Source organism: Collimonas arenae, assembly GCF_000786695.1.
GTDB lineage: Bacteria > Pseudomonadota > Gammaproteobacteria > Burkholderiales > Burkholderiaceae_D > Collimonas > Collimonas arenae_A.
In genome coordinates this window covers 4,435,268-4,447,867 of record NZ_CP009962.1, presented here as the reverse complement: position 1 = coordinate 4,447,867, position 12,600 = coordinate 4,435,268, and the positions used below count along the sequence as shown (strand labels likewise).

Annotated in this window: 11 protein-coding genes; 5 read left to right on the top strand and 6 right to left on the bottom strand. The window is 55.3% G+C overall.

Annotated features, from left to right (window positions below; all coding sequences use genetic code 11):
- Positions 1-82 precede the first annotated feature (82 nt).
- From LT85_RS19580 to LT85_RS19560, 5 genes are all read left to right on the top strand, one after another.
- Positions 83-1,285 carry an acyl-CoA dehydrogenase gene (locus LT85_RS19580; RefSeq protein ID WP_038492242.1) on the top strand — a complete coding sequence of 401 codons (1,203 nt, stop codon included), beginning with the start codon at positions 83-85 and terminating at the stop codon, positions 1,283-1,285.
- Positions 1,286-1,370: 85 nt separating this feature from the next.
- Complete coding sequence (locus LT85_RS19575) at positions 1,371-3,455, top strand: 3-hydroxyacyl-CoA dehydrogenase NAD-binding domain-containing protein (RefSeq protein ID WP_038492239.1); 2,085 nt, start codon at positions 1,371-1,373, stop codon at positions 3,453-3,455.
- Between the two features lie 48 nt (positions 3,456-3,503).
- Positions 3,504-4,682: an acetyl-CoA C-acyltransferase gene (locus LT85_RS19570; protein WP_038492236.1), complete on the top strand. Its 1,179-nt coding sequence runs from the start codon at positions 3,504-3,506 to the stop codon at positions 4,680-4,682.
- A 223-nt stretch (positions 4,683-4,905) separates the two neighbouring features.
- Entirely contained in the window at positions 4,906-5,868 is a 963-nt protein-coding gene (locus LT85_RS19565) for an aldo/keto reductase (protein ID WP_038492233.1), read from the top strand.
- A gap of 124 nt (positions 5,869-5,992) precedes the next feature.
- Positions 5,993-7,096 (top strand): M35 family metallo-endopeptidase, encoded by a 1,104-nt coding sequence (locus tag LT85_RS19560; protein ID WP_038492230.1) that lies wholly within the window; start codon positions 5,993-5,995, stop codon positions 7,094-7,096.
- A 17-nt stretch (positions 7,097-7,113) separates the two neighbouring features.
- Here LT85_RS19560 and LT85_RS19555 read toward each other — a convergent pair whose 3' ends face one another.
- The 6 genes from LT85_RS19555 to LT85_RS19530 all read right to left on the bottom strand — a co-directional run bounded on the left by LT85_RS19555 (position 7,114) and on the right by LT85_RS19530 (position 12,600).
- Positions 7,114-7,680: a GNAT family N-acetyltransferase gene (locus tag LT85_RS19555; RefSeq protein WP_038492228.1), complete on the bottom strand. Its 567-nt coding sequence runs from the start codon at positions 7,678-7,680 to the stop codon at positions 7,114-7,116.
- Between the two features lie 211 nt (positions 7,681-7,891).
- Positions 7,892-8,251 carry a hypothetical protein gene (locus LT85_RS19550; RefSeq protein WP_038492225.1) on the bottom strand — a complete coding sequence of 120 codons (360 nt, stop codon included), beginning with the start codon at positions 8,249-8,251 and terminating at the stop codon, positions 7,892-7,894.
- A 52-nt stretch (positions 8,252-8,303) separates the two neighbouring features.
- Entirely contained in the window at positions 8,304-9,704 is a 1,401-nt protein-coding gene (locus LT85_RS19545; RefSeq protein ID WP_052135335.1) for a hypothetical protein, read from the bottom strand.
- On the bottom strand, positions 9,701-9,985 hold the full coding sequence (locus tag LT85_RS19540) for a PAAR domain-containing protein (RefSeq protein ID WP_038492222.1): 285 nt from the start codon (positions 9,983-9,985) through the stop codon (positions 9,701-9,703). The genes LT85_RS19545 and LT85_RS19540 overlap by 4 nt, the downstream gene beginning before the upstream one ends.
- A 3-nt stretch (positions 9,986-9,988) precedes the next feature.
- Positions 9,989-10,675 carry a T6SS immunity protein Tli3 family protein gene (locus LT85_RS19535; protein WP_038492219.1) on the bottom strand — a complete coding sequence of 229 codons (687 nt, stop codon included), beginning with the start codon at positions 10,673-10,675 and terminating at the stop codon, positions 9,989-9,991.
- Positions 10,672-12,600 (bottom strand): T6SS effector phospholipase Tle3 domain-containing protein, encoded by a 1,929-nt coding sequence (locus tag LT85_RS19530; protein ID WP_052135334.1) that lies wholly within the window; start codon positions 12,598-12,600, stop codon positions 10,672-10,674. The genes LT85_RS19535 and LT85_RS19530 overlap by 4 nt, the downstream gene beginning before the upstream one ends.

The window sequence follows — 12,600 nt, the reverse complement described above, 5'->3', positions numbered from 1 at the left end:
CAAGGCCGTTCATATTTTTTTGCAGATGCCATTTTCCATCTGCCTGTTTTCAACATGTCGCAACATAGTTAAAGGACTTTCCATGAATCCGATCGACACTGCAAAGAAGGCGAAAGCCCAGTTCTGCTGGGATGACCCGCTGCTGCTCAACCAGCAGTTGACCGATGAAGAACGCATGGTGCGCGATGCCGCCGCCGCGTATTGCCAGGATAAATTGCAGCCGCGCGTGCTAGAGGCGTTCCGTCAAGAAAAAACCGACCCGGCGATTTTTCGCGAGATGGGCGAGCTGGGGCTATTGGGGCCGACCATTCCCGAACAATACGGTGGTCCCGGCCTGAATTACGTCAGCTACGGTCTGATCGCAAGGGAAGTGGAGCGCGTCGACTCCGGTTACCGTTCGATGATGAGCGTACAGTCATCGCTGGTCATGGTGCCGATCTATGAATTCGGCACCGAGGCGCAACGCCAGAAATATTTACCCAAGCTTGCCACCGGCGAGTGGATAGGGTGTTTCGGGTTGACCGAGCCGAACCACGGTTCCGATCCCGGATCGATGGTGACGCGGGCGAAAAAAGTAGCGGGAGGCTTTAGCATTTCCGGCAGCAAGATGTGGATATCGAATTCGCCGATCGCCGACGTGTTCGTCGTGTGGGCCAAGGACGACGAGGGCCAGATCCGCGGCTTTATCCTGGATAAAGGCATGAAGGGCTTGTCGGCGCCTGGCATCCACGGCAAGGTCGGTTTGCGGGCATCGATTACAGGTGAGATTGTGATGGATGAAGTGTTTTGTCCTGAAGAAAACGCCTTCCCTGATGTGCGCGGTTTGAAAGGTCCTTTCACCTGCCTGAATTCGGCGCGCTACGGCATCGCTTGGGGTGCCTTGGGTGCAGCCGAAGCATGCTGGCATATCGCCCGCCAATATGTGCTGGATCGCCGGCAGTTCGGTCGGCCGCTGGCTGCCAATCAATTGATCCAGAAAAAACTTGCCGATATGCAGACCGAGATCACTTTCGGCCTGCAAGGCTGCCTGCGACTGGGGCGGATGAAAGATGAAGGCACCGCCGCAGTTGAAATTACGTCGATGATGAAGCGTAATTCCTGCGGGAAATCGCTGGATATTGCACGGGTTGCCCGCGACATGCTGGGTGGTAACGGTATCTCGGACGAGTTCGGCGTGATACGTCATATGGTGAATCTGGAAGTGGTGAATACCTATGAAGGGACGCACGACATTCACGCGCTGATTCTCGGACGTGCGCAGACCGGGATTCAGGCGTTTCAATAATACTGCCCGGTACCTTCGAGCCGCTCGATGGATATCAAATGCGCTTACCACTCAAGCGCGCGCTTTCCCGATGGAGTCTCTACGTATGCTTGTCTCTGAACACGACGGCGCCGTTGCCGTAATCCGCCTGGATAATCCACCTGTCAACGGTCTCTCTCACCATGTGCGCGAAACCATCTTTGCCGGCATCGAAGCCGCGCTCGGCAATCCGGAAATCAAGGCCATCGTCCTCACCGGCGCCGGCAAGATCTTTTGCGGCGGCGCCGACCTGCGCCAATTCAATACACCGGCCGCAAGCGCAGAGCCGTCCTTGCAACTGCTTACTGAGCGCATGGAGGCGTCGGCCAAGCCGATCATCGCCGCCATCGACGGTGTTGCTTACGGCGGCGGCTTCGAGCTGGCGCTGGCTTGCCACTATCGGGTGGTGTCGCCGCGCGCGCAAGTTGCGCTGCCTGAGGTCAAGCTTGGCCTGATCCCGGGCTGCGGAGGTACGCAACGGCTGCCGCGTTTGATCGGTGTCGCACCGGCATTGCAGATGATTGTTGGAGGCGATCCGGTCGATGCCGCAAAAGCTGTGCAACTCGGCATTGCGGATGACTTGATCGAAGGTGATTTCCTGGCTGGTGCGCTGGCGTTTGCCGAACGGATGACTGCCGTAACGGCACCGCATCCGATTGACATCGAACGAACCGCGATGATTGCTGATTCGCAAGACTTCTTCTCTACTGCACGTGCGAAAGCGGCAAAGGAGAAGCGCGGGTTTCCTGCGCCTCTCGAATGTATAGCCTGCGTCGAAGCGGCGGTCAATTTGCCGCGCCAGGAGGGGCTGGCATTTGAACGGCAACGCTTCATCGCTTTGCTCAATGGAACGGAATCGAAGGCTTTGCGTCACTTGTTTTTCGCGGAACGCGAAGCCGCCAAGATTACGGGCCTGTCGTCACCTCAAGAAACCCGACCTATTACCCGCGTGGGCGTGCTCGGCGCTGGGACGATGGGGGCGGGAATTGCGATGTGCTTCGCCAATGCGGACATTCCCGTGACGTTGATGGAAGTGCAGCAGGAAGCGCTCGACAGAGGCCTGGCGCTCATTCGTAAGAACTATGCGACGACTGTCTCCAAAGGCAAGCTTTCCCAGGAAAAGATGGAGCACCGCCTTGGCTTGATCGAAGGCACTCTGAAGTACGAAGCGTTCAGTAGCGCAGATCTGGTGATCGAAGCTGTATTCGAGGATATGAAGGTCAAGAAAGAGGTTTTCGGCCGCTTGGATCAGGTATGTAAAGCCGGTGCGATCCTGGCCAGTAATACCTCCAGGCTGGACATCAACGAGATTGCCGGCAGTACGTCGCGGCCCGGCGATGTGATCGGCTTGCATTTTTTCAGCCCGGCCAACGTCATGCGCTTGCTTGAAGTGGTGCGCGGGGCCAAGACTGCCGACGATGTCGTCGCCACCGCGATGCAACTGGCGAAGAGCATCAACAAAATCGGCGTCCTCGTGGGCGTATGCGACGGCTTCGTCGGCAATCGCATGCTGACGCCTTATTCCAGAGAAGCGAATTTCCTGATCGAGGAGGGCGCCAGCGTGTTGCAGGTGGACCAGGCGCTATACGATTTCGGCATGGCAATGGGGCCTTTCGCCATGGCCGATATGGCCGGCCTGGATATCGGCCGTGCCGCGCGCCTGCGCCAAGCGGCAACCCGGCCTGCGCATCTGCGCTACTCCAGGGTCGCCGACCAGATTTGCGACATGGGACGTTTCGGACAGAAGACCAGCGCCGGCTTCTATCGCTACGAAACCAGCAGCCGCATACCGATTCCCGACCCCGAGATCGAGGCGTTGATCGAACGTTGTGCGCGGGAAGACAATATACAGCGCGGCCCGGTGTCGTCGGAAGAAATCGTCCAGCGCACCATCTATGCGCTCATCAACGAAGGCGCGCGCATCCTGGAAGAGGAGATTGCGCAACGTTCTTCCGATATTGACACCGTCTATGTCAATGGCTACGGCTTCCCGGCATATCGCGGCGGTCCGATGTTCTATGCCGACAGCATAGGACTGGACAAGGTCTACGCACGCATTTGTGAATTTCATCGGCGACACGGCGAGTACTGGGAACCAGCTCCTCTTCTTGAGAGACTGGCCAAGGAAGGCAAGCGATTCAGTAGCATTTGAGCAGAACCGAAGAGAAGTTGTTGATGTTCTTCATATCAAGGAATGAAAATGAATGAGGCTGTAATCGTATCTACCGCACGCACGCCGATCGGCAAGGCATATCGCGGAGCATTCAACATGACCCATGGCGCGACGTTGGGCGGGCATGTGGTCAAGCATGCGCTTGAGCGCGCCGGCATCGATCCTGCTGAGGTCGAAGACGTCATCATGGGCACCGGACGGCCGGAGGGCGCGACCGGCGGCAATATAGCGCGCCAGATTGCGCTCCGCGCGGGGCTTCCCGCCAGCGCCGCCGGCATGACAGTGAACCGCTTCTGCAGCTCAGGCATGCAAGCGATCGCGATGGCGGCGCACAGCGTCATCGTGGACGGATCGCCGGTGGTTGTCGCCGGCGGGCTGGATTCGCTGAGCCTGACCATCAATGAGCATGCCAACAAATTCATGACGCAGGAGGACTGGCTGCGCCTGCACAGGCCGGAAATCTATTACACCATGATCCAGACCGCAGAGATCGTGGCGCAGCGCTACGGCATCAGCCGCGAGCGGCAGGACGAATACGGCTTCCAGAGCCAGCAGCGCGTGGCCGCCGCCCATGCGGCCGGCCGTTTTGACCGCGAGATCGTGGCTCTGCCAACGACCAAAAAGGTCATATCCAAGGCAACGGGCGTAGCTGAGATGCAGGAGACCCTACTCACGCATGACGAGGGAATACGCGCCACCACGCTAGAGGGATTGGCCGCGTTGAAACCGGTGATGGAGGGCGGCAGCATTACGGCCGGTAACGCCAGCCAGCTTTCGGACGGCGCGTCTGCCTGCGTGGTGATGGACGCCAGGCTGGCGCAAAAGCGCAATATCGAGCCCATCGGCATTTTTCGCGGGTTTGCCGTCGCCGGTTGCGAGCCGAACGAAATGGGCATAGGACCGGTCTTCGCGGTGCCGCGCCTGCTGGAGCGTACCGGTATCAAGATGGATGATGTCGGCTTGTGGGAGTTGAATGAAGCGTTTGCGGTGCAAGCCCTCTATTGCCGGGACAGACTGGGAATCCCTAACGAGATTCTGAACGTGGATGGCGGCGCGATATCGGTCGGGCATCCGTTCGGCATGTCGGGCGCCCGTCTGGTAGGACACGCGCTGATCGAAGGCAAGCGCCGCGGCGTCAAATTCGTCGTTGTCACGATGTGTGTCGGCGGCGGAATGGGAGCGGCGGGTTTGTTTGAGGTGCTATAAAACTCATTTGATGAAATCATCTGTTGAATCACACAGGCGTTTCACTCAATGTACATGTATCTGAGGCAACTGTAGCGCTAAAGTCAAACGAAGAACGAACTGATAAGAAAGGAACGTTTTTGCTTCCATTTGACACTGACATTCAATGTTACCGAGTATGGCCCGGCAAAAATTCCGGCTTCCAATTAGACTGTGATTCCACGTCCAATCAGGAGTTGAAGCTATGCCAACAAGCAAACGCAAGCTGGGAAATTCATCGCTGCAAGTCGCGCCACTGATGTTTGGCGGGAATGTCTTCGGCTGGACCGCAGATGAGGCGACCTCATTTGCCTTGCTGGATAAATTTGTCGATGCCGGCTTGAATTTCATCGACACCGCCGATGTTTATTCGCGCTGGGTGCCGGGCAACCATGGTGGCGAATCGGAAACCATTATCGGCAAATGGCTCAAGCGCAGCGGCAAGCGTGCGCAGGTGGTGATCGCCACCAAGGTCGGCAAGCCGATGGGTGAGGGGAAAAGCGGCTTGAGCAGGGCTTATATTCGGCAAGCGGTGGAAGCTTCGCTGACGCGCCTGCAAACTGACTACATCGATCTCTATCAGTCGCATGACGACGACGCCAACACGCCGTTGGCGGAAACCCTGGGCGCTTACGCTGAGTTGATCAAGGAAGGCAAGATACGGGTCATCGGCGCCTCCAATTACACTGCAGAACGGCTGGCGGAAGCGCTCAAGGTCAGCCAGCAAAACGGCTTCCCCAGTTACCAGTCGCTACAGCCGCAATACAATCTCTACGACCGCGCCGAATATGAGCGCACGCTGGAACCGTTCGTGCTGGAACACGATATCGGGGTCATCAATTATTATTCCTTGGCCAGCGGCTTCCTGAGCGGTAAATACCGTAGCGAGAAAGACCTGGGTAAAAGTGCGCGCGGTCAGAAGGTCAAACAGTATCTGGATCCGCGTGGCTTGCGCATCCTGGAAGCGTTGGATCAAGTTGCTGCATCGCTAGGCGCCAGCCCGGCGCAGGTAGCGCTGGCATGGCTGATTGCGCGACCCAGCATTACTGCGCCGATCGCCAGCGCCACCAGCCTGGCACAGCTCGATGACATGATTGCCGCTACCCGTTTGCAGCTGGATGCGGCTGCGATTGCACAACTCGACGATGCCAGCGCCGCGGCTTCCTGAGGTCTCTTTGAGATCATAAATTCCTGTCAACGTTGACAGGACGCGATGCAGATTCCTCGTGCTAGCATAAATTTACCCGCAGAAAAAGCTGCGGGCCAATTTAACTCTTCAAGAGGAGTCATCTATGGTCAGTGTTCAGAAATGGCTGGCAGGCGTCACCTGCCTGGCGGCAATCGTCATTAGCGGTTCGGCCTTTGCGGCCCGGGCCGACATACAAGTCACTCTGCAGGAAGCGAATGCGAAAGGCGATGCCGGTGCCGGAAAGGTGCTCTACACGATCAGTAATACCAGTGCTGCGCCCTTGCATGTCCTGAAGTGGGAAACTCCTCTGAACGGCGTCAGCGGCGACATATTCAGTGTCGCCCTTGGTGGTCAACCGGTGCGTTATGTGGGACGGCTGGTGAAGCGCAAGCCCGCTACCGACAAGGATTACATCACGCTGAAACCGAATGAAAGCCGGGCGGTAGAAGTAGACCTGAGCGCCTATTACGAGATGTACCGAGGCGGTCAATACGTGGTCAAGTACAAGCAGACTGCCGATACGCTGGTGCGGGAAGCTGGTAGCACGGTAGCGGCTAAAACCTCCGGTGCCGGCGCTAGCGCCATTACGCTGGAAACCAATGCGATCCCGTTGACGGTCAACGGCGGTCCGCCGCCATCATCCAAGCAAACTTCCGGCGACCTGCTGGGAGCGATCACTGGTGCGGTTGCCGGCGGCTCGACCAGCTTCGCCAGCTGCAGCAACAGCCAGAAGACGGCGCTGACCACCGCACGCGGCGACGCCACTACAATCGCCACCAATGCCAAGAGCTACCTCAACGCCAACAATACAGGCAGCCGCTACACTTGGTGGTTTGGCGCCGTCACCAGCGGCCGCTACGCCACCGCCACCAGCCACTACGCCAACATCAGCAGCGCATTGGGCAACCAGTCGTACAAATTCGATTGCAGCTGCGCCGAGGCTGATACCTACGCCTACGTGTATCCCGATCAGCCGTACACGGTTTACCTGTGCGGCGCTTACTGGAACGCACCGGCCAACGGCACCGACTCCAAGGCTGGCACGCTGGTGCATGAAACCAGCCATTTCACCGTAGTCGCAGGCACTGGCGATCATGTGTATGGGCAAAGCGGCGCGCATAGCCTGGCGACCAGCGACCCAGCATCAGCATTGGATAACGCCGACAATCACGAGTATTTCGCTGAGAATACGCCGGCGCGGCAGTAAGCTGCATCGGCATCGATTCATTCTTGATGCCGGGGCAGGGTGGCAGATGAGCAGCGCTGGCGCCAGTCGCGCGCCAGCACTGCCAGCACGGCCGTGCTCCACCAGCGACCCTGGAAATATCTGTTCTCCAGGAATAAGGCTTCATGCCGCATCCCGAGGATTTTGCACAATCGGATCGCGGCAATATTTTCTGAAATCGTTTCCGCATAAATGCGATGTACGTCGTGCCGCTCGAAACCGAAGGCAAGCACAGCATTGCCGGCCTCAAGCGCGTAGCCCTTTTTTTGCCATTCGCGACCCAGTTCGCATCCGACAGACGCTTGCCGGTTCGCTTCAAGGCGGATGCCGCAGGAGCCAATCAAGTCGCCGCTTTTGGTGGCGACAGCAAATTGGTATTTGGTTCTGGGATGTTCGAGATGCTGAGCGATGAAGAGCTCAAGCAAAGCGTCCGATTTCTCAATCGAAATATCCTCGTCGCTATAGAAGCGCGCAAATTTCTGGTCGCTCCGCAAGGCTCGGTAAGCGTCTCTATCGTCCTTCGAAAAATCGCGTAGAAACAGATTTTCTGTTTCGATGATTAGCATTGCAGGTTTGTCCGTTTCTGGAAATATGTAGCCGTAATATTCATTTTATTATTATATGGACAATACTATTGGACCGTAAAAGTGAAGCGACGCGCGATAAATGAATTCATTGCACGTTATATCAGCAGAAAATTAATTACATCCAGTATAAATCGCGTTCATCTCTATCAGTCTCTCGGCTTCTATGCGTGGTTAGCTTGCCGATCATCTTTCAGGTTCGCCTATATCGCCGTTGACGGCTCGGATCAATCTGCTTGGGATAACCCTGCTTGCGATACCATTTCCAACCGTTCTTGTAGTTGATATCTGCCCCGCGATCTGGACAAATGCCGTCGAAGATATCCTGATAATACAGATCATAGGCGATGTGTAATCGGCCTCTACACCACGCCCAGTAAATATACTGACCAATGATGAATAGGAGCGCGGAACCGGCAAACCAACGCAGAGGCCGATTGCCAAATTCATCGGGGCCGAACCACCAGCACATCACGTTCAGCAACAAGACATTCAGCAACGTCACCCACTCCCACCAGCTCAAGCCCATCCACCGCTTACGTTTATCTGTCATATCACCACCTCTTCAGAATCATCATTGTGACAAAGAGCTATTTTCACTTTGATTAGTTAGGGTACTTTTCATCAAATTCCGATGTCGTCAATTTTGTGTCGAGGATGTCCACACCAATTCGAAGAGCTATCAACAGTGGCATGCCGATCAGTAAAATCATGAAAAGATTGTCACTATTCGGTTCCGGTGATACGCCGCGCAGCCCGACAATCAGAAAGCCCGCTATGCCGCATAACGCCACTATCAAGGGAATCAATGTCGACACATGATCGGGCAGTGGCGTTGTCATTGGCGGGGCCGGTTGCGCTCCAACGACGTTCAAGGCGACGCCGGTACGATGCGGGTTAGCGACCAGTTGCGCCCCCTGCCCATGCTGCACCATCTGCGCAGCGAAAACCTGAAGCAGCCAACGATTGATCGGGCCGGGCTTGCCCATGGCGCGGTCCACTTCGTGGGTGGCGACCGTCAGCCCGGCGTCTCTGACGGCGGATTCGGTGGCATGCCGCACAATCTTGTCGAGCCGACTAAACCAAAGATGTTTAATTTTTCCAACTGGCACTTGCTCGGCGCGCAGCAAGGTTGCCAACGCGTCGTCTGTGCTATCCGATTCGGCGGTAATGGGCCGGAACAGGCACGCTTGCGTTTTGAGCTTGGTAGCCGCCGCGATCTCGACTGTCGTTAGCAGCATGGCGACGGCGGCTTCCGAATAGGTTTGTTCGTCGCGCTCATCATGCAGCTGACAAGCGATCACCAAGCGGAATTTTGCGCCTGCCCCCTTGAACCATTGCTCAACCAGCGGTGAGTCGGCATCGGAGGAAAGCCAAACCACTTTCGGCGTTCCCGGCAGCTTGAACCGCTGCCATACCCTGAGCAATACCGGCGTGCTATCTTCGGCCCCGGTTTGCAACACGACTTCGCAAGGACCAACGGGAGCGCGGGCGAGTTGCTGGATAGGAGCCGCAAGCTGCGTCAACAGCCGCTCAAAAATCTGTTCCAGCCTTGAGCGATCAGGGCCTTCTGCTTGACTTGCCAAGCTGAGAGTTTTATCAGGGTTGGTGGGGGCTTGGCCTTCCAGCCCCAGCATACGCTCTGCCAGATCCTCTTCCGGCGTGAGCGCTACGCTGGCGAACAAAACCTCGCGGCACTGAGTCCAGTCGCGCCAATACTTGACGCGGCATTCCCGCAGAAAATTCCACCACCTCACCTTGTTTTGGTAGGCGGCATGATTCGTATAGATGATCCCCCACGCGGCGACCCATGCCAGCGCTGGCAGGACGATCATCGCCATCCAGAATGGGGCGGTCATCGTCGGCTGATTCTTCGGCCAATTAAAGATGGTCAGGGCGATGCCCAACAATTGGAAGATGACGTAGAGAAGTACGAAAAACCAGATTGGTGGAGGGGCGTCTTCAACTTCTTCCGGCGCATCGGATAAGGTCCAGCGCATGCTCATGCGATTGTCATTCCCGGGCTTTGGGAAATCACCACACAGCCACATTCCGAGTGGCAACCGTTCACGACCATCTTACGGCCGTTATCGGTATAGCCCTCTATCCCTTCGATGATCCGATTGATGCCGTGCGGCTTCGTGCGTGCTTCGTCATAAAACAGCGGGCAAGAGACAAGATCATCAACCAAGGCGGCTCTTCTGCCATCGAAGTAGAAAGTGGACGTGGCGGTGATAACTTTACCGCCGTGGCTGGTAGGGTCGTCGAGACAAACAGGTTCGTGCATGGCTTATTTCACCAAGTTAGGGATGTTGGTCGGGGGAGTCGTGGCGTCACAACTAGAAAAATTCTCCTGACCAGACGGCGTGCGTAAATTGGCGGGCATTTTTGCATCGAATTCTATGTGATTTTCGCCTGGCAATTTTTGACTAGAACCATATACAAAACCTGGAACCAAAGGATATCTGGCGACTACGATGCTGCCATTGGTCGCACTGATTTTTTTGGCGACATAAAACGCATCTTTGGTTACGGCAATCGTGTAGTCCTCCGATGCTTTGGGCGGGTTATGGCTATTCATATAGACCGTTCCATGGAATGTTTTACCGCCATCAGTCGAATACAATAAAGCTGCATTGCAATTTCGGTCACCACATGCACCTCCCGGAGCAGTCGGAATAACTACATTCATGCCAGTCGGGTCATCGATGATTAACCGTCCCGAATAATTCACAATTCCACCACGACCCAAGTCCGTCTTGATGTTCTGGCGTTTATCAATGTAATAGTTGTCTCCGAAACAGTATTGATTATAATTTTCCAGCGAGAGGTAGCGATTATCGTCAATGCGATAGAGCGTATGCGGTGGTACATCGTAGTGCGGCACGATGGTTGAATCAACATATGTTGGAAATGTCGGAGCTGTTGCACATCCCACAAGCAGCATCGTTGCAAGCATTATTATGTATTGCATCATGCCCCCTTATCCAATTTCATATCCGCAATTTGTTGTTCGCTAATCTTTTGCGAAACAGTTTCTTTATCGATCATCGCGGGCATATCCGGCACGCTTAACTGGCCCGTTGTAAAGTACGGATCGTGCCAGCTAGTCCAGTCTGCATCATTTCTCAATTCGCGCCAAAAACTGACAGACTGGTAGCTGTCGCAAAAGCCGATTGGTAGATCGTAGGCAGCAACACGCTGCAAAAACTCGACGTGTTGGGGCAATGTACTGTGGTTGGTCGGCATTGGCGTGTAATCCTTAATGCGTTCCTGAAGTTCTTCATCAGTTTCAAGTTCGCGGCGCTTACCACCAGGGGCATAAACATCGTCGCGCACCATATATGTCGAGCGGTCATAGATTGACGCATACTTCGGAAAACTTGGTTCTGCATATGTGCCATCTGACTTAGTCGCGCCCCACGTTACTGCCGTTTGTGGAGCTTCATCAAAATACTTTATCCCTGTCTCTGTTTTAATCGGCTTGGACATTTCTTCCGCAGTAATCGGATTCGGCACTTTTTCCGCGTTGATCCTCACCATCTGATCTCGGGGCGGTACTGCCCACAGCTTCATCTTAAAGGCCGTATTCTTGTTGCCGTTCCAGAAGTCGGTCGGAGCGACGTTCGGCGCAGGGTCGGGAATAGGTGGCAGCGTGCCGAATTTTTGCAGGCTTGGATAATCGCCGCACGACGTACCACGTGCCAGCATACGCTGTTTAACCGTATCGCCTATTTCATCCAGCACCTTAGTGCTAACGCCTTGCCAGCCGATGCTCTGCAATGGACTCGCCCCCATGACGCGATCATGCGGATTGAAGTAGACATACAGCCGTCCGTGGTTGTCGCGCTCAGGGCATCCGAAGTGATTTTTCAGATCGGGACGCCAGAAATTCATATCTTCTGTTGCACCACATTGCAACATCTGTATTTTTTCTTCGGTAAATATTTTCTTGTCAGCCTTGATGCGCTCTGCAATGTTCTTGAATGTCTTAATTCGCGCTGCCTCGGTAGGGCGTTGAGCGCCGCATGACAGCGCATCGGTGAACTTGTCTTCAAGAGCAAAAGGGGAATCCATGACGACGACCGAATCGGGTGCACGGGTTTTGCATAAGGCAGTAGCGGCCAATGCAATCATTGTTCCCTGACTATGCGAAAACAAGGTGACGGTGTCGCGTGGCGATTCTTTGCGGATTTTATCAACCAAGTCGGCAAGGCGCTGCGCCGCGTGAGCGTAATACGTGCGCGGTGGTGCATCTTCCAACTGGCGGTCAACTTCGGGATTCAAGTGTTGCAGGTCGAACCCGGCGATATGCCGCTTGATCCCCTCCTCAGACCACAACTGCTGCAAGTTGTTGGTGCCGTTCTGGAAAGGCCCACCGCCCCAATACCACGGCCCCGCCTCTTCAGCGCCCTTTTGCGCCCAAAAATTGGTGTCGTTATCGTTACGCATAACGACGCGGTATTTTTTTTCATCACCGTCCTTTGCGCGGTAGCCCCAGTAAAATCGGATGATGGGCGAGTAGCCTATTTTTATAAGTTGACGCGGCCCTTTTTTGTTAGTTTTTTCATCGACATCAGAATAGCTATTTGGGCTTAAATCTTCACGGTTCAAGCGTTGATTAAGGCCATCACAAAGAGCTTTTTCCGCAACGTCATACCATTCGCCCTCCGAATTCACACCATGCACAAAAATGATAATCCCCGGCAGGTGCGGAGGAATCTGCGCCTCAGCGCGCACCTCATAGCTGCTCGGCGTCATAAACGACTCCCAAAAGGGATTACCGTGTTTGTCGAACTGCATCGGTACGATGCGCGTTGCATCGTCGTGCTGGTAGCGCGGCGGCGGGTCTGCCTGAATTGGTGTATCACGCGGGTCAGTTTGATTCGTCTCGTCGCTCAT